Raw genomic sequence first — 20,497 nt, 5'->3', positions numbered from 1 at the left:
CGTGAGTCTGCCAGCCCCTTGTTACAGGAGGCCGCCGTTTGTTACCCACGAGTAGAGATCGGTTGAAGATCACACGACGCGGTGGCCGCGGACCCGGGCGGCCTAGAGCCCCATGTCCTTCGCGATGATGGACTTCATGATCTCGCTGGTGCCGCCGTAGATGCGGTTGACGCGGTTGTCCGCGTACAGGCGGGCGATCGGGTACTCGTTCATGAACCCGTAGCCACCGTGCAGCTGCAGGCAGCGGTCGATGACGCGGTGGGCGACCTCGGTGCAGAACAGCTTGGCGCTCGCGGCCTCGGCCGGGGTCAGCTCACCGGCGTCCAGGGCCTCCGTGGCGCGGTCGGCGACGGCCTCGGCGGCGTCCACCTCGGCCTGGCAGGCGGCCAGCTCGAACTTGGTGTTCTGGAAGGCGGCGACGGGCTGCCCGAAGACGACCCGCTCCTGGACGTACTGCTTGGCGAACCGGACGGCCGCCTTGGCCTGGGCGTAGGCGCCGTAGGCGATGCCCCAGCGCTCGGAGGCCAGATTGTGGCCGAGGTAGTAGAAGCCCTTGTTCTCCTCGCCGAGCAGGTCCTCGGCGGGGACCTTGACGTCGACGAACGCCAGCTCGGCGGTGTCGGAGGTCTTCAGGCCCAGCTTGTCCAGCTTGCGGCCGACGGAATAGCCCTCGGCCTTGGTGTCCACGACGAAGAGGGAGATGCCGTGACGGCGGTCCTCGGCGGTGGGCGCGGAGGTGCGGGCGCAGACGATCATGCGGTCGGCGTGCACGCCGCCGGTGATGAAGGTCTTGGCGCCGTTGAGGACGTAGTGCGTCCCGTCCTCGGAGAGCTTGGCGGTGGTCCGCATGCCCGCGAGGTCGGAGCCGGTGCCCGGCTCGGTCATCGCGATGGCCCACATCTCCTCGCCGGAGACGAACTTCGGCAGGTAACGCTTCTTCTGCTCGTCGGTGGCGAGCAGCTTGATGTAGGGCAGGCCGAGCAGGACGTGCACCCCGGAGCCGCCGAAGGTGACGCCGGCGCGGGCGGTCTCCTCGTAGAGGACGGCCTCGAACTTGTAGGAGTCGATGCCGGCGCCGCCGTACTCCTCGTCGACGCGGATGCCGAAGACGCCGAGCTCGGCGAGCTTGTAGTAGAAGTCGCGCGGCGCCTGCCCGGCGGCGAGCCACTCGTCGTAGACGGGGACGACCTCGGCCTCGATGAAGGCGCGCAGGGTCTCCCGGAACGCCTCGTGATCCTCGTTGAACACCGTACGGCGCACCGCCGCCACCTCCACCTGCGTACGTCTGAGCTTGTCTAAGCGCTTGCTCAGAGAAAGGTACCGGCGAGTACGAACACCCGTCCAGACCACACCTGAAGTAACGCTCGTCACGGTTGGGGGGAGCCCGGGGGTTTTCTCGCCCCCGCCGCCCCTACCCGTCCCATCCCGGGGCTCCGCCCCGGACCCCGCTCCTCAAACGCCGGAGGGGCTGAGATTCGCCGGGCGAGGCCGATGCGTCAAGGGCGCCGGGAACTGCGCGACCAGCCACACCCCACCCGCACCCAACCAACCCACCCCAGGCACCCACTCACCCGGCTCAGCCCGCCGCCGGCGAACCCGCCGCGGCGAACGCCCCCCGCGCCATCCGGTGCAGCAACGCCGCCGTCCCCGCCCGCCCCGGCAACGCCCCCGGCCGCCCCAGATGCGGCGTCGAGTTCAGCAACCCGAACACCGAGTGCACCGCGGAGCGAGCCGCGGGCTCGGCCAGCGAGGGATACACCTCCCGCACCACCCCCACCCACAGCTCCACGTACTGCCGCTGAAGCTGCCGCACGAGCTTGCGGTCGCTGTCCCGCAGGCGATCCAGCTCACGGTCGTGCAGGGTGATGAGGGGACGGTCGTCGAGCGCGAAGTCGATGTGCCCCTCGATGAGCGAGTCGAGGACCGCCTCCGCGTCCCCCTCCGACTCGGCCACCCGCCGCTTCCCCCCGGTCAGCAACTGCCCGCTGATGCCCACCAGCAGCTCGGCGAGCATCGCGTCCTTGCCCGGGAAGTGCCGGTACAGGCCAGGACCACTGATCCCGACGGCCGCCCCTATCTCGTCGACACCGACCCCGTGGAACCCCCGCTCGGCGAAGAGCCGTGCGGCCTCCTTGAGGATCTGCTCGCGGCGGGTGAGGGCATCGGTTCGCGTGGCCATACGAACGATTCTAGACAGGCAGGTTAGCGGTCGTTAACCTGAAGGAAACGCGTTAACGCTCATTAACAAGATGAGGGGACCGCACGATGGACCAGGCACCGGAGCTGACGACGGCGGCCGACCCCGCGTCGGAGGCCTTTCGGGCCAACGAGGCCGCGCACCGCGCACTCGGCGAGGAGCTGCGCGCCAAGCTGGCGGCCGCCCGCCTCGGCGGCGGCGAGAAGGCACGGGCGCGCCACACCGCGCGCGGCAAGCTGCTGCCGCGCGACCGCGTCGACACGCTTCTCGACCCCGGCTCGCCCTTCCTTGAGCTGGCCCCGCTGGCGGCCGACGGGATGTACGACGGGCAGGCCCCGGCCGCCGGCGTCATCGCCGGCATCGGGCGGGTCAGCGGCCGCGAGTGCGTGATCGTCGCGAACGACGCCACCGTCAAGGGCGGCACCTACTACCCGATGACGGTGAAGAAGCACCTGCGCGCGCAGGAAGTCGCCCTGGAGAACCGCCTTCCCTGCCTCTACCTCGTCGACTCCGGCGGCGCCTTCCTCCCCATGCAGGACGAGGTCTTCCCCGACCGCGAGCACTTCGGGCGCATCTTCTACAACCAGGCCCGCATGTCGGGCGCCGGGATCCCGCAGATCGCCGCCGTCCTCGGCTCCTGCACGGCCGGCGGCGCCTACGTCCCGGCGATGAGCGACGAGGCGGTGATCGTGCGCGACCAGGGCACGATCTTCCTCGGCGGCCCGCCCCTGGTGAAGGCCGCCACCGGCGAGGTCGTGACGGCGGAGGAGCTCGGCGGCGGCGAGGTCCACGCACGCGTGTCGGGTGTCACCGACCACCTCGCGGAGGACGACGCGCACGCGCTGCGCATCGTGCGGACCATCGTCTCCACCCTTCCCGCGCGCGGCCCCCTGCCCTGGCGGGTCGAGCCGGCCACCGAGCCGAAGGTCGACCCGTACGGGCTGTACGGCGCGGTGCCGGTGGACTCCCGCACCCCGTACGACGTCCGCGAGGTCATCGCGCGCGTGGTGGACGGCTCCCGGTTCGCCGAGTTCAAGGCGGAGTTCGGGCAGACCCTGGTCACGGGCTTCGCGCGCGTCCACGGCCACCCCGTCGGCATCGTCGCCAACAACGGCATCCTGTTCTCCGAGTCGGCCCAGAAGGGCGCCCACTTCATCGAGCTGTGCGACCAGCGCGGCATCCCGCTCGTGTTCCTGCAGAACATCTCCGGCTTCATGGTGGGCCGGGACTACGAGGCCGGGGGCATCGCCAAGCACGGCGCCAAGATGGTGACGGCGGTGGCCTGCACGAGGGTCCCAAAGCTCACGGTGGTGATCGGCGGCTCGTACGGCGCGGGCAACTACTCGATGTGCGGCCGGGCGTACTCGCCGCGCTTCCTGTGGATGTGGCCGGGCGCCAAGATCTCGGTCATGGGCGGCGAGCAGGCGGCCTCGGTCCTCGCGACCGTCAAGCGCGACCAGCTGGAGGCCCGGGGCGAGGACTGGGCGGCTCAGGACGAGGAGGCCTTCAAGGCCCCGATCCGCGCGCAGTACGAGCACCAGGGCAACGCCTACTACGCGACGGCCCGCCTCTGGGACGACGGCGTGATCGACCCGCTGGAGACCCGGCAGGTGCTGGGCCTGGCCCTGACCGCCTGTGCCAACGCGCCACTGCCCCCGAGGGACGACGCGGCGCCCCGGTTCGGCGTCTTCCGGATGTGAGGAAGGGACCCATGTTCGACACAGTGCTCGTGGCCAACCGGGGCGAGATCGCCGTCCGCGTGATCCGTACGCTCCGCTCGCTGGGTGTGCGCTCGGTAGCCGTCTTCTCCGACGCGGACGCCGACGCACGGCATGTGCGCGAGGCCGACACCGCCGTACGGATCGGCCCGGCGCCGGCGGCCGAGAGCTATCTGTCCGTGGAGCGGATTCTGGAGGCGGCGGCGATTACCGGCGCACAGGCCGTCCACCCCGGCTACGGCTTCCTCGCGGAGAACGCCGGCTTCGCACGCGCCTGCGCCGAGGCGGGGCTGGTCTTCATCGGGCCGCCCGCGGAGGCCATCGCCCTGATGGGCGACAAGATCCGCGCCAAGGAGACGGTGCGGGCGGCCGGAGTCCCGGTCGTCCCCGGCGGACGTGATCCCGAACTGGCCGAGGCGGCCCGCGATCTCGGTGCGCCCGTGCTGCTCAAGCCCTCGGCCGGCGGCGGCGGCAAGGGCATGCGGCTGGTGCGGGACCTGGCCGTGCTGGACGAGGAGATCGCCGCGGCCCGCCGCGAGGCCCGCGCCTCCTTCGGCGACGACACGCTCCTGGTCGAGCGCTGGATCGACCGCCCCCGGCACATCGAGATCCAGGTCCTCGCCGACGGCCACGGGAACGTCGTCCACCTCGGCGAGCGCGAGTGCTCCCTCCAGCGCCGCCACCAGAAGATCATCGAGGAGGCGCCCAGCGTGCTCCTCGACGAGGAGACCCGGGCGGCGATGGGCGAGGCCGCCGTGCAGGCCGCGCGCTCGTGCGGGTACCGGGGCGCGGGCACGGTGGAGTTCATCGTGCCGGGCGGCGATCCTTCCTCCTACTACTTCATGGAGATGAACACCCGCCTGCAGGTGGAACATCCGGTGACCGAGCTGGTGACCGGCCTGGACCTGGTGGAGTGGCAGCTGCGGGTGGCGGCCGGCGAGAAGCTCGCCTTCGCGCAGGAGAACATCACGCTCACCGGGCACGCGATCGAGGCCCGCCTCTGCGCCGAGGACCCTGCGCGCGGGTTCCTGCCGTCGGGCGGCACGGTGCTGATGCTGAACGAGCCGTCCGGCCCCGGCGTGCGCACCGATTCCGGGCTGAGCGAGGGCATGGAGGTCGGGAGCCTGTACGACCCGATGCTGTCCAAGGTGATCGCGTACGGCCCGGACCGCGCGACGGCCCTGCGCAAGCTGCGCGCCGCCCTCGCCGACACGGTCACCCTGGGCGTGCAGACCAACGCCGGGTTCCTGCGCCGGCTGCTGGCCCACCCGGCGGTCGTGGCGGGCGAGTTGGACACGGGGCTGGTGGAGCGGGAGGTGGAGGGGCTCGTCTCCACCGACGTACCGCGGGAGGTCTACGAGGCGGCGGCGGCCGTACGGCTGGACGCGCTGAAGCCACGGGGCGAGGGCTGGACCGACCCGTTCTCCGTGCCGAGCGGCTGGCGGCTGGGCGGCACCCCCCGGCCCGTCGCCTTCCACCTCCGGGTCACCGAGCCGCTGGAACACGCCCCACGTGGCACCCACACCGTCACCGAGGACACCGTCTCCGTCACCCTCGACGGCGTCCGCCACACCTTCCACCGGGCCGCCGACTGGCTGGGCCGCGACGGCGACGCCTGGCACGTACGGGACCACGACCCGGTGGCCGCCTCGCTGACCGGCGCGGGAGCGGGCGGCGCCGACTCGCTCACCGCCCCCATGCCCGGCACCGTGACGGTCGTCAAGGTGGCCGTGGGCGACGAGGTGACCGCGGGTCAGAGCCTGCTGGTCGTCGAGGCGATGAAGATGGAGCACGTCATCTCCGCCCCGCACGCCGGCACGGTCGCCGAACTGGACGTCGCGCCGGGCACGACGGTCGCCATGGACCAGGTGCTGGCCGTGATCGAGCCGCACGAGGAGGTGCCGGAATGACCGTCGAGCGACTCCCCATGGCCGTACCGGCCGCGGGCCTGCCCGCCCGCGTCCGCATCCACGAGGTGGGCGCGCGGGACGGACTGCAGAACGAGAAGACGGACGTGCCGACGGCGGTCAAGGCGGAGTTCATCCGCCGCCTGGCCGGCGCGGGCCTGACGACGATCGAGGCGACCAGCTTCGTCCACCCCAAGTGGGTGCCCCAACTGGCGGACGCGGAGGAGCTGCTGCCGCTGGTGAGCGACCTTCCGGTGGCGCTCCCGGTGCTCGTCCCGAACGAACGGGGCCTGGACCGCGCCCTGGCGCTCGGCGCCAGGCGTGTCGCGGTCTTCGCGAGCGCCACGGAGTCCTTCGCGAAGGCCAACCTGAACCGCACGGTGGACGAGGCGCTGGCCATGTTCGAGCCGGTGGTGGCGCGGGCGAAGGCGGCGGACGTTCACGTCCGCGGCTATCTGTCGATGTGCTTCGGCGACCCGTGGGAGGGCCCGGTCCCGCTGGAGCAGGTCGTACGCGTCTGCAAGGCACTCATGGACATGGGCTGCGACGAACTGAGCCTGGGCGACACGATCGGGGTGGCCACCCCCGGCCACGTCGTGTCCCTGCTGAGCGCCCTCAACCAGCGGAACATCCCCGCCGGCGCCCTGGGCGTGCACTTCCACGACACCTACGGCCAGGCGCTCGCCAACACCCTCGCCGCCCTCCAGCACGGCGTGACCACCGTCGACGCCTCCGCGGGCGGCCTGGGCGGCTGCCCGTACGCGAAGTCCGCCACCGGCAACCTCGCCACCGAGGACCTCGTGTGGATGCTGAGGGGTCTCGGCATCGACACCGGAGTGGACCTCGGCCGTCTCACCGCCACAAGCGTGTGGATGGCCGGCCACCTGGGCCGCCCCAGCCCGTCCCGCACCGTACGAGCCCTCTCCCCCGAGGGCTCCGAAGACTCCCACAAGGAGCAGTGACCCGCGATGGACCACCGACTCTCCCCCGAACTGGAAGAACTCCGCCGCACGGTCGAGGAGTTCGCACACGACGTCGTGGCGCCCAAGATCGGCGACTTCTACGAGCGCCATGAGTTCCCGTACGAGATCGTGCGCGAGATGGGCCGCATGGGGCTGTTCGGGCTGCCGTTCCCGGAGGAGTACGGCGGCATGGGCGGCGACTACCTGGCGCTGGGCATCGCGCTGGAGGAACTGGCGCGAGTGGACTCCTCGGTGGCGATCACGCTGGAAGCGGGCGTGTCGCTGGGCGCCATGCCGATCCACCTCTTCGGCACGGAGGCCCAGAAACAGCAGTGGCTCCCGCGCCTGTGCTCCGGCGAGATGCTGGGCGCCTTCGGCCTGACCGAACCCGACGGCGGCTCGGACGCGGGCGCGACGCGCACGACGGCGAAGCTCGACCCGGAGACCAACGAGTGGGTGATCAACGGCACCAAGTGCTTCATCACCAACTCGGGCACGGACATCACGGGCCTGGTCACGGTCACGGCGGTCACGGGCCGCACCCCGGAGGGCAAGCCCCTGATCTCCTCGATCATCGTCCCCTCGGGCACACCGGGCTTCACGGTCGCGGCACCGTACTCGAAGGTCGGCTGGAACGCCTCGGACACCCGCGAGCTGTCCTTCGCGGACGTACGGGTCCCGGCGGACAACCTCCTCGGTGAACTAGGCCGGGGCTACGCCCAGTTCCTGCGCATCCTCGACGAGGGCCGCATCGCGATCTCGGCCCTCGCCACGGGCCTGGCGCAGGGCTGCGTGGACGAGTCGGTGAAGTACGCGAAGGAGCGTCACGCCTTCGGCCGCCCGATCGGCGCCAACCAGGCCATCCAGTTCAAGCTCGCCGACATGGAGATGAAGGCCCACACGTCCCGCCTCGCCTGGCGCGACGCCGCGAGCCGCCTCGTCTCCGGCGAACCCTTCAAGAAGCAGGCGGCCCTGGCCAAGCTCTACTCGTCGACGATCGCCGTCGACAACGCCCGCGACGCCACCCAGATCCACGGCGGCTACGGCTTCATGAACGAGTACCCGGTCGCCCGCATGTGGCGCGACTCGAAGATCCTGGAGATCGGCGAGGGGACGAGCGAGGTGCAGCGGATGCTGATCGCACGGGAGTTGGGGCTGGCGGGCTGAGCGTTCCCCGGTCAGCGGTTCCGGCCGCGAGCCGCCCGCACCCAGCCCCTCAAGCGGGCCCAGGTCTGCGGGCGGTTCCCCCGGGCATGGATCACCTCGGTGTAGTGGCCGCCCAGTCCGGCGGCGGACAGCCCGGTGTTCCGCGCCCCGTAGGCCAGGTTCCCCGCGGCCACGGCACTGAGGACCGTCAGCAGGAACCCGCCGTTCCCCGGGCCTTCGGAGTCCGTGGCGATCCCGTACACGGTCATCCCCGCGAAGGGGACCGCGGCGAGGCCGAACAGCCAGGCCCACCCGCGGTAGAGGGCCTGGCGCCGCGACGTCTCCCCCGCGTCGAGGACGCGGACGGTGACGGTCTTCCCGCACCTGGGGCAGGCGACGTCGTGCGTGGCGCGGCCACGTTCGGGCCGGCGAAGACGCATCCGCGCCTTCCGCTGGTCCCGGCCGTTGTGGACGAGGTGGAACTCGACGTCCGAGCGAACCGGTTCCACAACTACCCCCGTGGGCGTGGTCCGCGCGTCCGGCCGACCGCACGCCTGTAGGGAGGGTGACAGCAAACAGGCTCAGTGAACAGAGGCTGGTTTCCACCTTCCACAGCCCGCTTCCAGCCCTTCGCGCAGCGTCAACAAGCGCCGGAGTCAAGGAAGTTCGCCGTGCAGGGCGGTCACCGCATCCCCGGCGACCCGACCTTCGCATTCGCGATACAGCCAAGGGTTTCGCGCCCCAACTCCCGGGAACCCACTCAGGCGGGCCTTCGATCCACAGGCTGCTCACAGAAACGGGCATACGTCGTCACGGGCGTCCCAGCACTCGGAACCACCCTCTGGACAAGCAGTCAGGTTAGGCTAACCTACCTTCGAACTTGTCCGCGGGCAGTCCAGCCCTGTTCGAAAGCAGCCACACATGTTCAACGCCCGTGCCACTCACCCGACCCGCCGCGGCATCCTCACCGCCGGCGGTGCCCTCGGCCTCGGTGCCGTGCTCGCCGCCTGCGGAGACGAAGACGCCAAGAGCGGTGGTTCGAGCGAGGAGACGGCCGCGGCGAAGTCCGGTCCCTGGTCCTTCAAGGACGACCGCGGTGAGACCGCCAAGGCGGACAAGATCCCGACGAACATCGTCGCGTTCGTCGGTGTCGCCGCCGCGCTGCACGACTACGGGATCGCGGTCAAGGGTGTCTTCGGCCCGACGAAGACGAAGGACGGCAAGGCCGACGTCCAGGCCGGCGACCTCGACATCAACAAGGTGACCATCCTCGGCAACGAGTGGGGCCAGTTCAACATCGAGAAGTACGCGGCCCTCGCCCCCGACGCGCTCCTCACCACGCTGTTCGACGACGCGGGCACCCTCTGGTACGTGCCCGAGGAGTCCAAGAAGAAGATCCTCGCCGTCGGCGCCCCGAGCGTCGGCATCTCCGTGTACGACCGCCAGTTGACCGAGCCTCTGCAGCGCATGCTGGACCTCGCCGAGTCCCTCGGCGCCGACGTGAAGGCCGAGAAGGTCACCTCCGCCAAGAAGCGCTTCGAGGACGCCGCCGCCCGCCTGCGCTCCGCCGCCAAGGCCAACCCCGACATCAAGGTGCTGGCCGGTTCCGCAGCCCAGGACATCTTCTACGTCTCCGGCTCGAACCTCTCCGCCGACCTGGAGTACTTCAAGGCTCTCGGCGTGAACTTCGTCGAGCCCTCCGCCGCGGCCCTGAAGGCGAGCGGCGGCTGGTTCGAGAACCTGAGCTGGGAGAACGTCGACAAGTACGACGCGGACATCATCATGATGGACAACCGGTCCTCGGCGATCCAGCCGGCGGACATCACCGAGGCCACGTGGAAGAAGCTGCCGGCGGTGAAGGCGGGGCAGGTCATCGCGCGTGACCCCGAGCCGATTCTCTCTTACGACAAGTGCGTGCCGTTGCTCGAGAACCTCGCGGAAGCCTTGGAGAAGGCGAAGAAGGTCAGCTGAGCGCCGTAGCGACACTGCGGGTCGTCTGTGGCTGGTCGGGCAGTTCCCCGCGCCCCTGACGGGGCGCGGTGCCCCACCGCCCGAACAGGCGCCCCTGACAACACCTCAGGAGCCCCCATGACGACGGCCGTAGCCGCCCCCTTCCGTTTCTTCTCCCTCCACGTCGTACGGACGAGGCGGCTCGGGCCCTCCCTCGTCCGTGTCACGTTCGCCGGCGATGACCTCCGCGCCTTCCTCTCCGACGGCAGGGACCAGTCCCTGTCGCTGTTCCTGCCGCATCCGGGGCAGCCCGAGCCGGTCGTGCCGATCGAGCTGGGCGACAGCTGGTGGCAGGGGTGGCGGGAACTGCCGGACGACGTACGGGCGGTGATGCGCTCGTACACGTTGCGCGCCCTGCGCCGGGACGACCACGGAGACACCGTCGAGGTCGACATCGACTTCGTCCTGCACGGCGTGGAGCCGGGGGCCGCCGTGCCCGCGGGGCCCGCGTCCCGCTGGGCGGCCGGAGCCACGGCCGGAGACCGTGTCCTCCTTCTCGGCCCCGCCGTCCCCGACAACCGGGCGATCCGTTTCCGTCCGCCCGAGGACACCGACCTGGTGCTGGTCTGGGGCGACGAGACGGCCCTTCCCGCCGCCTCCGCGATCCTGGAGTCGCTGCCCGCGGGCACCCGCGCCCGGGTCTGGCTGGAGGTTCACCACGCCGGGGACATCCAGGACCTGTCGACCGAGGCGGACGCCGAGATCACCTGGCTCGTACGCGCCGACGGGGCCCCCGCGGCCCTGGACGCGATCCGTGACGCCCAACTCCCGCCCGCCGAGCGCCCGTACGCCTGGATCGCGGGCGAGTCCGGTCGTGTGAAGGAGCTGCGCCGTCATCTCGTGCGTGAGCGCGGGATCGACAAGAGGTGCGTGACCTTTGTCGGTTACTGGCGCGAGGGGCTGACGGAGGAGCAGTTGCGCGAGCGAGGAGAGTGACGGCGGTCACCGGCGTGACGACGTTTCAGGCCAGTTAATTAGGTTAGGCTTACCTAAGTTAAACTGACCCCGCGATTCCGCTTCCTCACTCCACTCCCCACATCCCGTCCGTACGGACTGTCCCCGCTCGGAGGAACGCCCACCATGCGCTCGCACCTGCTCAATGACACGACCGCGGAGCGGTACCGCCACTCCGTGACCGAAGGAATCGAGCGGGTGGCGGCCAAACTCGCCACCACCGACCGTCCGTTCACGGGCGTCAGCGTCGACGCCCTCGCCCCCCGCATCGAGCAGATCGACCTCGACCGGCCCCTGCACGACACCACAGCGGTGCTGGACGAGCTGGAGGAGGTCTACCTCCGGGACGCGGTCTACTTCCACCACCCGCGCTACCTCGCCCACCTCAACTGCCCGGTCGTCATCCCGGCCGTGCTCGGCGAGGCCGTCCTCTCCGCCGTCAACTCCTCGCTGGACACCTGGGACCAGTCCGCCGGCGGCACCCTCATCGAGCGCAAGCTCATCGACTGGACGACCGAGCGCATCGGCCTCGGCCCGGCCGCCGACGGCGTGTTCACCTCCGGCGGCACCCAGTCCAACCTCCAGGCCCTGCTGCTGGCGCGTGAGGAGGCCAAGCCAGGGCGGGATGGGTGGGAGGTACCAGCCTCGTTCGCCAAACTGCGGATCTTCGCCTCCGAGGTCAGCCACTTCAGCGTGAAGAAGTCGGCGAAACTGCTGGGGCTCGGCGCCGACTCCGTCGTCTCCGTTCCCGTCGACCACGACAAGCGCATGCAGACCGTGGCCCTCGCCCACGAGCTGGAGCGCTGCGAGCGGGACGGCCTGATCCCCATGGCCGTCGTCGCCACCGCCGGGACCACCGACTTCGGTTCCATCGACCCGCTGCCCGAGATCGCCGAGCTGTGCGAGCAGTTCGGGACGTGGATGCACGTGGACGCGGCGTACGGCTGCGGTCTGCTCGCCTCGCTCAAGCGCCGGGCGCTGCTCGACGGCATCGAGCGCGCCGACTCCGTCACCGTGGACTACCACAAGTCCTTCTTCCAGCCGGTGAGTTCGTCGGCGGTACTGGTCCGGGACGCGGCGACGCTGCGCCACGCCACCTACCACGCGGAGTACCTCAACCCGCGCCGCATGGTGACCGAGCGCATCCCCAACCAGGTCGACAAGTCCCTGCAGACCACCCGCCGCTTCGACGCGCTCAAGCTGTGGATGACACTGCGCGTGATGGGCGCCGACGGCATCGGCCAGCTCTTCGACGAGGTCTGCGACCTGGCGGAGGAGGGCTGGAAGCTGCTCGCCGCCGACCCGCGCTACGACGTCGTCGTCGAGCCGAGCCTGTCCACGCTGGTCTTCCGCTACATACCCGGGGCCGTCACCGACCCGGCCGAGATCGACCGGGCCAACCTGTACGCCCGCAAGGCCCTGTTCGCCTCGGGTGACGCGGTGGTCGCGGGCACCAAGGTGGGCGACCGCCACTACCTGAAGTTCACCCTGCTCAACCCCGAGACCACGGCCGACGACATCGCCGCCGTCCTCGACCTGATCGCCGGCCACGCCGAGCAGTACCTGGGAGAGTCCCTTGACCGCGCTTCCTGAACCCACGGACACCACCCATGACTTCGTGGGCATCGGGCTCGGCCCCTTCAACCTCGGGCTGGCCTGCCTCACCGAACCCATCGCCGAACTCGACGGCGTGTTCCTGGAGTCGAAGCCCCACTTCGAGTGGCACTCGGGCATGTTCCTCGACGGCGCCCACCTCCAGACCCCGTTCATGTCGGACCTGGTGACGCTGGCCGACCCGACGTCCCCGTACTCCTTCCTCAACTACCTCAAGGAGTCCGGCCGTCTGTACTCGTTCTACATCCGCGAGAACTTCTACCCCCTGCGGGTCGAGTACGACGACTACTGCCGCTGGGCCGCGAACAAACTGAGCAACGTCCGCTTCGGCACCACGGTCACCGAGGTGACGTACGACGACGAGGCCGAGCTGTACCTCGTACGCACCGAGGCCGGCGGCACCCACAGAGCCCGCCACCTCGTCCTCGGCACTGGCACCGTGCCGTTCGTCCCCGAGGCCTGCCGTGGCCTGGGCGGCGACTTCTTCCACAACGCGCACTACATGCACCGCAAGGCGGAGCTGCAGGCCAAGGAGTCCATCACCATCGTCGGCAGCGGCCAGAGCGCCGCGGAGATCTACTACGAGCTCCTCGCCGAGATCGACGTCCACGGCTACCGGCTCAACTGGGTCACGCGCTCCCCGCGCTTCTTCCCCCTCGAGTACACCAAGCTGACGCTGGAGATGACGTCCCCGGACTACATCGACTACTTCCGCGCGCTGCCCGAGGAGACCCGCTACCGGCTGGAGAAGCAGCAGAAGGGCCTGTTCAAGGGCATCAACTCGGACCTGATCGACTCGATCTTCGACCTGCTGTACCAGAAGAACGTCACCAGCGGCGGCCGCCCGGTCCCCACCCGCCTCCTCACCAACTCCTCCCTCAACACCGCGCGTTACGAGGACGGGCTCTACACCCTCGACTTCCACCAGGACGAGCAGGACAAGGACTTCGAGATCCAGACCGAGGGCCTCGTCCTCGCCACCGGCTACCACTACGAGCCGCCGGCCTTCCTCGACCCGATCCGGGGCCGCCTCCGCTTCGACGGCCACGGCCGCTTCGACGTGGGCCGCAACTACGCCATCGACACCACGGGCCGCGGGGTCTTCCTGCAGAACGCGGGCGTGCACACGCACAGCATCACGTCCCCGGACCTGGGCATGGGCGCGTACCGGAACTCGTCGATCATCCGCGAGCTGCTCGGCACCGAGTACTACCCCGTCGAGAAGACGATCGCGTTCCAGGAGTTCAGCGTATGAGCACCACCTCCACTGTCGGCACCTTCACGATCCGGCCCCTCGACCCCCTCAAGGACGCCGAACTGCTGCACAGCTGGGTGACCCATCCCAAGGCGGCGTTCTGGATGATGCAGGACGCGAAACTGCAGGACGTCGAGCGCGAGTACATGGGCATCGCGGCCAGCGAGCACCACCACGCGTACCTGGGCTTGCACGACGGGGAGCCCGCGTTCCTGATGGAGAAGTACGACCCGCGGTACATCGAGCTGGTCGGGCTGTACGAACCCGAGCCCGGTGACGTCGGCATGCACTTCCTGGTCGCCCCCACCGACCGGCCGATCCACGGCTTCACGCGGGCCGTCATCACCGCGGTGATGGACGAGCTGTTCGCCGACCCGCGCACCCGGCGGGTCGTCGTCGAACCCGACGTGACCAACAAGGCCGTGCACGCGCTGAACGAAGCCGTCGGCTTCGTGCCCGTACGCGAGATCGACAAGCCGGAGAAGCGCGCGCTGCTGAGCTTCTGCACGCGCGAGCAGTACCTGGCCGCCCGAGGAGTAGCCGCATGACCCTGTCCGACGCCGTGGCGCACCTGTCCCCCGACCGCTGGGCGACGGCCAACCGTCTCCTCATCCGCAAGGCGCTCGCGGAGTTCGCCCACGAGCGGCTGATCACTCCTGAGGCCACCGGAGAGGACCAGTACGTCGTCCGCGGTGACGACGGCCTCACCCGGTACACCTTCACGGCACGGGTCCGCGCCCTCGACCACTGGCAGGTGGACGCCGAGTCGATCACCCGCCACCGCGACGGCCGCGAACTCCCGCTCGCCGCACTGGACTTCTTCATCGAGCTGAAGAAGACGCTCGGTCTGAGCGACGAGGTCCTGCCCGTCTACCTGGAGGAGATCTCCTCCACCCTCTCCGGGACCTGCTACAAGCTCACCAAGCCGCGGGTGCCCGTCGCCGAGCTGGCCGGCTCCGGTTTCCAGGCCATCGAGACAGGTATGACCGAGGGCCACCCCTGCTTCGTCGCCAACAACGGCCGGCTCGGCTTCGGCGTCCACGAGTACCTCTCGTACGCCCCCGAGACCGCGAGCCCCGTCCGGCTGGTCTGGCTGGCCGCGCACCGCTCGCGGGCGGCCTTCACGGCGGGCGTGGGCATCGAGTACGAGTCGTTCCTGCGGGACGAGCTGGGAGAGGCGACGGTCGAGCGCTTCGAGAAGGTCCTCACGGACCAGGACCTCGACCCCGCCGACTACCTGTTCATCCCGGTCCACCCCTGGCAGTGGTGGAACAAGCTCACGGTCACCTTCGCCGCCGAGGTCGCGAGGAAGCACCTGGTGTGCCTCGGCGAGGGCGACGACGAGTACCTCGCCCAGCAGTCGATCCGGACGTTCTTCAACCAGTCGCATCCCGAGAAGCACTACGTGAAGACGGCCCTGTCCGTCCTCAACATGGGCTTCATGCGCGGTCTTTCGGCCGCCTACATGGAGGCGACCCCGGCGATCAACGACTGGCTGGCCCAGCTCATCGAGGGCGACCCGGTGCTGAAGTCGACGGGCCTGTCGATCATCCGCGAGCGGGCTGCGGTCGGCTACCGGCACCTGGAGTACGAGGCCGCCACGGACCGCTACTCCCCGTACCGCAAGATGCTGGCCGCCCTGTGGCGCGAGAGCCCGGTGTCCTCCCTCCAGGAGGGCGAGTCGCTCGCGACGATGGCCTCGCTCGTCCACGTCGACCACGAGGGCCACGGCTTCGCGGCGGCGCTGATCGAACGCTCCGGCCTCACCCCCGTGGAGTGGCTGCGGCACTACCTGCGGGCGTACTTCACACCGCTGCTGCACAGCTTCTACGCGTACGACCTGGTCTTCATGCCGCACGGCGAGAACGTCATCCTCGTCCTGAAGGACGGCGTGGTGCAGCGCGCGATCTACAAGGACATCGCCGAGGAGATCGCGGTGATGGACCGGGAGGCGGTGCTGCCGCCGACGGTCGAGCGGCTGCGTGTGGAGGTCCCGGAGGAGAAGAAACTCCTGTCGATCTTCACGGACGTCTTCGACTGCTTCTTCCGCTTCCTCGCCGCGAACCTCGCCGACGAGGGCGTCCTGGCGGAGGACGACTTCTGGCGCACGGTCGCCGACGCCGTCCGCGAGTACCAGGCGGCGACACCCGAACTCGCCGAGAAGTTCCGGCAGTACGACATGTTCGCCCCCGAGTTCGCGCTGTCCTGCCTCAACCGGCTCCAGCTGCGCGACAACAAGCAGATGGTGGATCTCGCCGACCCGGCGGGCGCCCTCCAGCTCGTCGGCAACCTGAAGAACCCCATCGCGGGGCTGTAACGGCCCCCACAGGCAGACGGGCACCTCGGAGTACGGTCCTCCGAGGTGCCCGTCATCGTGGTCCGGACTATCCCGCGGTGGGCCAGTCCACCTGCGGCGACCGGTAGTACCCGATCCCCAGCGCGTCCCACCGCGGCCCCTGCGCGGCCAGCCGCACCCGGTACGCGTCCCAGTCGTGCGTGGACGCCGGCGACCAGCCGAGCTCGGCGGCGCCCGGGAGGCGCGGGAACGTCATGTAGTCGATGTTCTGCGAGGTCACGATGGTCTCGGTCCACAGCGGCGCCTCGACGCCCCGCACGGCCGAAGCCGGGGCTCCCGGAAGGTAGGTGGCCGGATCCCAGTCGTACGACCGCCTCACCTCCACCAGGCCCGCCCAGTCCAGGCCCAGGGGGGTGTCCTTGGTGTACTTCATGTCGAGGTAGACCCGGTCGGCGGGCGACAGGATCAGCCCGGTGCCGTTCCGCGCCGCCGCCGCGACCTGCTCCTTCTCCGCCGCGCTGGTGCTGTCGAGGCCCCAGTACTGTGCGAGCGCGCCCTTCGCCGGGGTCGCGCCGGTCAGCTGGTGCCAGCCGATCACCGTCTTGCCGTACCGCTCCACGATCGGCTGCACCCGGTCCATGAACTTGACGTAGTCGTCGTGACTGGTGGAGTGCGCCTCGTCGCCGCCGATGTGGAGGTAGCGGCCGGGGGTGAGCGCGGCGATCTCCCGCACCACGTCGTCCACGAAGTCGTACGTGATCTCCTTGCCCACGCACAGGGAGCTGAAGCCGACGTCGGTTCCGGTGTAGAGCGGGGGCGCGACACCGTCGCAGTTGAGGTCGGCGTAGGAGGCGAGGGCCGCGTTGGTGTGGCCGGGCATGTCGATCTCGGGCACGACCTCCAGGTAGCGGGAGGAGGCGTACCGGAGGATCTCCTTGTAGTCGGCCTTGGTGTAGTGGCCGCCGGGTCCGCCGCCGACCTGGGTGGAGCCTCCGTACGTGGCGAGCCGGGGCCAGGAGTCGATCGCGATGCGCCAGCCCTGGTCGTCACTGAGGTGCAGGTGCAGCTTGTTGACCTTGTAGAGCGCCAACTGGTCGATGTAGCGCTTGACCTGGTCAACGGTGAAGAAGTGCCGGGAGACGTCCAGCATCGCGCCGCGCCAGCCGTAGCGCGGGGTGTCCTTGATGGTGCCGCCCGCGACCAGCCAGGGACCCGGCTGCACGGTGTCCTTCTCGACGGTTGCCGGGAGGAGCTGGCGCAGGGTCTGCACGCCGTGGAAGAGCCCGGCGGGCCCCCGGGCGGTGATCGTGACCCCGCGCCGGCCGCTGTCGAGGCGGTAGCCCTCGTCGCCGAGGGAGGCGTCCTTGGAGCCCAGCTTGAGGCGTATGCTGCCCGGCCCCTGACGGTCCGTCACCGGGATGCGGTAGCCGGTCGAGGGACGCAGGATGTCCGCGAGGTACGTGCCGATCCGGCGGACCTCGCGCGAGTCGTCCACGTGGATGCGGGTGCTGTCCGTGATCCGGTACGGCTCGCCGCCCGCCTTCACGGACGCCGGAGCCGGGATCACACGGTCGAGCGGTGTGGGCGTCTGCCCGGCCGCTGCCGCTCCGGCGGCGGAGACCCCGGTCGCCGTCACGAGCAGCAGCGATCCGAGAAGGCGAGTCGTTCTGCGGTGCTGTCCCACCAGTGTTCCCTTCCGTCAGCCCACCTGTCACCCAAATGGTATGGACCAACCTCCCCGCGCGGGCGGTGGAACAATCCCTTCATGGCGGAAATCATCCAGCGCGACGGGACCTGGGCCTTCTACGGCGACACCTTGAGGCTGACGCCGGGACGCGACAAGAACGTGAGCCTGCTGCGCAGGACACTGGGTGAACTGAACGTCCCGCTGGCCGCGTTGGCGGGGATATCCCTGGAACACGGAAAGAAGTCCGGGCGGCTGCGCCTCAGGCTGCGCGACGGCGCGGACCCCCTCCTCCAGGCGACGGGAGGCCGGCTCACCGACTCCCACGACCCGTACCAGCTCACCGTCGAGTCGGACCGTTACGGCGTCGCCGAGTACTTCGTGGACGAGGTCCGCGGCGCCCTGCTCCTGGAGCAGGTCCCGGCGAACGCCGTCGAGGAGTACCTGCTGCCCGGCCCGGCGGTCCCGCTGTCGGCGTCGGCCGGGGACGGCACCGCGCACTTCGACGGCGAGCACGTGCGCCTGGAGTGGAACTGGAAGACGGAGGACGCGAAGGCCGCGGCCGGCTCCCGCACCCTGGCCCTGACCGACATCCGGTCCGTGGAGTGGCATCCGGCGGTGGGCCTGGAGAACGGCTGCCTCCGCTTCACCGTGAGGAACGCGCCCACCAAGGCGCCGCCCAAGTACGACCCCAACTCGGTGGAGCTGTGGGGCTTCAAGAAGGACCCGCTGATGGCGCTGGTCGCTGCGGCCGTCCAGGCACGGCTCCCGCACCCCTCGTCCCCGACCGCGGACGAGCCGCCGAAGCAGCTCACCCAGGCCTCCCCGGGGCCCGAAGAGGCCCCGGCCACCCGCGAGGACGACCACGACGCCCTGCTGCGCCGGCTGCGCGAACTCGGGGAGCTGCACAAGTCGGGCGTCCTCACGGACGAGGAGTTCGCCATGGCCAAGCAGGCGGTCCTCAAGCGCATGTGAGGACCGCCTGCCGGGGTTGCCGGGTGTGCGCCCCGCCTTCCGGGCGCACGGATGCCCGCAGCCGTAAGGCCACTGACGGACGCCTACTCGGCCCTGCGCGCCACCGTGAAGTGGTCGATCCGGTCACCGGTCTCGGCGATGCCCTGGACCTTGAGGGTGGTGTAGCGGCCCCTGGGCGCGGGAGTGACGTCCACGCGCAGGAACGAGTAGTTCAGGTAGCGCACGCGCGACCAGGCGACCGTCTCGTTCTGCTTGCCGTCCTCGAGGTTGACGAACGAGGCCACGGAGTCCACCTCGTTCTCGTGGCCCTCGTACGAGTCGGGCGCGGAGAACGCGTACAGGCTGCGGCCCGCCGCGCCCGCGGTCACGTAGACCACGCCCTCGGTCTCGGGGTAGGCCGTCGCGCCGATCGGCAGCTTCCTGGCGACCTCGCCCGCCTTGATGACGTCGGTGCGCTCGTACTGGTGGTTGTGGCCGTTGATGACGAGGTCGACGGTGTACTTCTCGAACAGCGGCACCCACTCCTGGCGCACACCGCCCTCCGAGGCGTGCGCGGTGGAGGTGCAGTAGGCGCAGTGGTGGAAGAACACGACGATGAAGTCGATGTCCTTCGCGGCCCGGAACCTCTTCAGCTGCGCCTCGAACCACGTGGTCTGGGTGCCGCCGGAGATGCCGAGGTTGGCCGGGATCTCGAAGGAGACGTCGTTGGGGTCCAGCGAGATGACCGCCGTGTTGCCGTAGACGAAGGAGTAGACGCCCGGGAGGTGCGCCTTGTCCGGCCCGTTGTCGGGGAGTGTGAAGCGCGCCTCCTCGCCGCCGTAGCCGCTCGGCGAGTACCAGGCCTCCATGTCGTGGTTGCCGTAGCTGACCATCCACGGCACGGACTTGGCGACCGACTCGGTCTGCGCGAGGAACTGGTCCCAGGTGCGCGAGTCGAAGCCCGTGTCGGAGGTCTTGCCCTGGCCGGTCGGGTCGCCGTAGGCGATGTCACCGGCGTGCAGGTGGAAGACCGGGTTCTGGCCGAGGATCAGGCTGTCGTTGGCGAGCGCGTGGTAGCTGACGCCCTGGTCGCCGAAGGCCGTGAAGGTGAACGGCTCCTTGTGGGCGGGTGCGGTGGTGAAGGTGCCCAGGGTGCCGAGGAGGTGCGTCTCGGCCGGGTCGAAGCCGGCGTGGCCGACGCCGTAGTAGTACGTCTTCCCGGGGCGCAGGTGGGTCAGCCTGGCGTGGAGGTAGTACTGCGTGTGGTCGCCGCTCGCGCCGACACCGGCCGGCGTGTAGAGGGTGCGGACCTCGGCGTCGATCTTGCGGGAGAGGCCCCAGGGCGTGGCGCCGACGCGGATGAAGGGCTTCTTCACCGCGACGGGGACCTGCCACGAGACGGTGATCTCGGTGCGGGGGTCGTTGCCGAAGGCGAGGTGGCGGCCGAAGGGGGCGACGAGCGAACCGTCGACGGTCCCGGTGCTCGCCACGGTCCGCGTGGGCACGGCGGCCCGGGCGGTGGCGCCCGGCACGAACGCGCCACCCGCGACGGCGCCCAGCGTGACGGCGCCGCCTCTGATCATCGTGCGCCGGGAGAATCTGGCGCGCAGGTATTCGTGCTGCTCGGCCATGCTCATGCGCTCGGCGAGCCGCTCGGGTACTCCCATGCGAGGAATGTCCATGACGTCTGAAAGTCGTCTGCTCAGGCAACGGATCGCGGGACGCCGGATGGACAGCGCACGAACAGACACTCATGAGAGATCCAATGTTCACCCAAGGAGTTTCAACAGCCGCCTGCCC

16 protein-coding genes are annotated in these 20,497 nt (G+C 70.0%); 11 read left to right on the top strand and 5 right to left on the bottom strand.

Going from position 1 to position 20,497, the window contains the following annotated elements; all coding sequences use genetic code 11:
- Positions 1-102: 102 nt before the first annotated feature.
- The gene (locus ACZ49J_RS00540) at positions 103-1,260 is read right to left on the bottom strand and encodes an acyl-CoA dehydrogenase family protein (protein ID WP_467454776.1); all 1,158 of its coding nucleotides are present in this window, start codon (positions 1,258-1,260) and stop codon (positions 103-105) included.
- A 316-nt stretch (positions 1,261-1,576) separates the two neighbouring features.
- A complete protein-coding gene (locus ACZ49J_RS00535) occupies positions 1,577-2,179 on the bottom strand; it encodes an SACE_7040 family transcriptional regulator (RefSeq protein WP_467454777.1) in 603 nt (200 codons plus the stop codon).
- Between the two features lie 86 nt (positions 2,180-2,265).
- Between ACZ49J_RS00535 and ACZ49J_RS00530 the strand changes: the two genes are divergently transcribed.
- Genes ACZ49J_RS00530 through ACZ49J_RS00515 form a run of 4 tightly spaced genes read left to right on the top strand, consistent with a single transcriptional unit; the run spans position 2,266 to position 7,951 of the window.
- On the top strand, positions 2,266-3,897 hold the full coding sequence (locus tag ACZ49J_RS00530) for a carboxyl transferase domain-containing protein (protein ID WP_467454778.1): 1,632 nt from the start codon (positions 2,266-2,268) through the stop codon (positions 3,895-3,897).
- Positions 3,898-3,908: 11 nt separating this feature from the next.
- Positions 3,909-5,825, top strand: a complete 1,917-nt coding sequence (locus tag ACZ49J_RS00525) for an acetyl/propionyl/methylcrotonyl-CoA carboxylase subunit alpha (protein ID WP_467454779.1) — start codon at positions 3,909-3,911, stop codon at positions 5,823-5,825.
- A complete protein-coding gene (locus ACZ49J_RS00520) occupies positions 5,822-6,784 on the top strand; it encodes a hydroxymethylglutaryl-CoA lyase (RefSeq protein ID WP_467454781.1) in 963 nt (320 codons plus the stop codon). The genes ACZ49J_RS00525 and ACZ49J_RS00520 overlap by 4 nt, the downstream gene beginning before the upstream one ends.
- Positions 6,785-6,790: 6 nt before the next feature.
- A complete protein-coding gene (locus tag ACZ49J_RS00515) occupies positions 6,791-7,951 on the top strand; it encodes an acyl-CoA dehydrogenase family protein (RefSeq protein ID WP_467454782.1) in 1,161 nt (386 codons plus the stop codon).
- A gap of 11 nt (positions 7,952-7,962) precedes the next feature.
- Here the strand turns inward: ACZ49J_RS00515 and ACZ49J_RS00510 are convergent, their stop codons facing one another.
- Entirely contained in the window at positions 7,963-8,439 is a 477-nt protein-coding gene (locus ACZ49J_RS00510; protein ID WP_467454783.1) for a hypothetical protein, read from the bottom strand.
- 412 nt (positions 8,440-8,851) lie between these two features.
- Between ACZ49J_RS00510 and ACZ49J_RS00505 the strand changes: the two genes are divergently transcribed.
- From ACZ49J_RS00505 to ACZ49J_RS00480, 6 genes are all read left to right on the top strand, one after another.
- Positions 8,852-9,901, top strand: coding sequence for an ABC transporter substrate-binding protein (locus ACZ49J_RS00505; protein ID WP_467454785.1), 1,050 nt, complete (start codon positions 8,852-8,854; stop codon positions 9,899-9,901).
- 117 nt (positions 9,902-10,018) lie between these two features.
- The gene (locus ACZ49J_RS00500) at positions 10,019-10,876 is read left to right on the top strand and encodes a siderophore-interacting protein (RefSeq protein ID WP_467454786.1); all 858 of its coding nucleotides are present in this window, start codon (positions 10,019-10,021) and stop codon (positions 10,874-10,876) included.
- Positions 10,877-11,020: 144 nt separating this feature from the next.
- Positions 11,021-12,487 (top strand): lysine decarboxylase DesA, encoded by a 1,467-nt coding sequence (desA, locus tag ACZ49J_RS00495; protein WP_467454787.1) that lies wholly within the window; start codon positions 11,021-11,023, stop codon positions 12,485-12,487.
- Positions 12,471-13,763, top strand: a complete 1,293-nt coding sequence (locus ACZ49J_RS00490) for a lysine N(6)-hydroxylase/L-ornithine N(5)-oxygenase family protein (protein WP_467454788.1) — start codon at positions 12,471-12,473, stop codon at positions 13,761-13,763. The genes desA and ACZ49J_RS00490 overlap by 17 nt, the downstream gene beginning before the upstream one ends.
- Positions 13,760-14,311 (top strand): GNAT family N-acetyltransferase, encoded by a 552-nt coding sequence (locus ACZ49J_RS00485; RefSeq protein ID WP_467454790.1) that lies wholly within the window; start codon positions 13,760-13,762, stop codon positions 14,309-14,311. The genes ACZ49J_RS00490 and ACZ49J_RS00485 overlap by 4 nt, the downstream gene beginning before the upstream one ends.
- The gene (locus ACZ49J_RS00480) at positions 14,308-16,080 is read left to right on the top strand and encodes an IucA/IucC family protein (protein WP_467454791.1); all 1,773 of its coding nucleotides are present in this window, start codon (positions 14,308-14,310) and stop codon (positions 16,078-16,080) included. Before ACZ49J_RS00485 ends, ACZ49J_RS00480 begins: the two co-directional genes overlap by 4 nt.
- A gap of 67 nt (positions 16,081-16,147) precedes the next feature.
- Here the strand turns inward: ACZ49J_RS00480 and ACZ49J_RS00475 are convergent, their stop codons facing one another.
- On the bottom strand, positions 16,148-17,743 hold the full coding sequence (locus ACZ49J_RS00475) for a beta-N-acetylhexosaminidase (RefSeq protein ID WP_467454792.1): 1,596 nt from the start codon (positions 17,741-17,743) through the stop codon (positions 16,148-16,150).
- Between the two features lie 81 nt (positions 17,744-17,824).
- Here ACZ49J_RS00475 and ACZ49J_RS00470 point away from each other — a divergent pair, with 81 nt between their 5' ends.
- Positions 17,825-18,718 (top strand): DUF4429 domain-containing protein, encoded by an 894-nt coding sequence (locus ACZ49J_RS00470; protein ID WP_467454793.1) that lies wholly within the window; start codon positions 17,825-17,827, stop codon positions 18,716-18,718.
- 83 nt (positions 18,719-18,801) lie between these two features.
- Here the strand turns inward: ACZ49J_RS00470 and ACZ49J_RS00465 are convergent, their stop codons facing one another.
- On the bottom strand, positions 18,802-20,364 hold the full coding sequence (locus ACZ49J_RS00465) for a purple acid phosphatase family protein (protein ID WP_467454795.1): 1,563 nt from the start codon (positions 20,362-20,364) through the stop codon (positions 18,802-18,804).
- Positions 20,365-20,497 lie beyond the last annotated feature (133 nt).

The sequence above is a fragment of the Streptomyces sp. NPDC030840 genome (genome assembly GCF_055572015.1).
The sequence above is the reverse complement of the archived record's forward strand: the minus strand, read 5'-3'. Positions and strand labels throughout refer to the sequence as shown.

What these genes read in the sequence shown, in the direction of transcription:
- ACZ49J_RS00535 (WP_467454777.1), bottom strand. Translation starts at nt 2,179, where the DNA reads ATGGCCACGCGAACCGATGCCCTCACCCGCCGCGAGCAGATCCTCAAG.
- ACZ49J_RS00530 (WP_467454778.1), top strand. Translation starts at nt 2,266, where the DNA reads ATGGACCAGGCACCGGAGCTGACGACGGCGGCCGACCCCGCGTCGGAG.
- ACZ49J_RS00525 (WP_467454779.1), top strand. Translation starts at nt 3,909, where the DNA reads ATGTTCGACACAGTGCTCGTGGCCAACCGGGGCGAGATCGCCGTCCGC.
- ACZ49J_RS00520 (WP_467454781.1), top strand. Translation starts at nt 5,822, where the DNA reads ATGACCGTCGAGCGACTCCCCATGGCCGTACCGGCCGCGGGCCTGCCC.
- ACZ49J_RS00515 (WP_467454782.1), top strand. Translation starts at nt 6,791, where the DNA reads ATGGACCACCGACTCTCCCCCGAACTGGAAGAACTCCGCCGCACGGTC.
- ACZ49J_RS00505 (WP_467454785.1), top strand. Translation starts at nt 8,852, where the DNA reads ATGTTCAACGCCCGTGCCACTCACCCGACCCGCCGCGGCATCCTCACC.
- ACZ49J_RS00500 (WP_467454786.1), top strand. Translation starts at nt 10,019, where the DNA reads ATGACGACGGCCGTAGCCGCCCCCTTCCGTTTCTTCTCCCTCCACGTC.
- desA (WP_467454787.1), top strand. Translation starts at nt 11,021, where the DNA reads ATGCGCTCGCACCTGCTCAATGACACGACCGCGGAGCGGTACCGCCAC.
- ACZ49J_RS00485 (WP_467454790.1), top strand. Translation starts at nt 13,760, where the DNA reads ATGAGCACCACCTCCACTGTCGGCACCTTCACGATCCGGCCCCTCGAC.
- ACZ49J_RS00480 (WP_467454791.1), top strand. Translation starts at nt 14,308, where the DNA reads ATGACCCTGTCCGACGCCGTGGCGCACCTGTCCCCCGACCGCTGGGCG.
- ACZ49J_RS00470 (WP_467454793.1), top strand. Translation starts at nt 17,825, where the DNA reads ATGGCGGAAATCATCCAGCGCGACGGGACCTGGGCCTTCTACGGCGAC.
- ACZ49J_RS00465 (WP_467454795.1), bottom strand. Translation starts at nt 20,364, where the DNA reads ATGGGAGTACCCGAGCGGCTCGCCGAGCGCATGAGCATGGCCGAGCAG.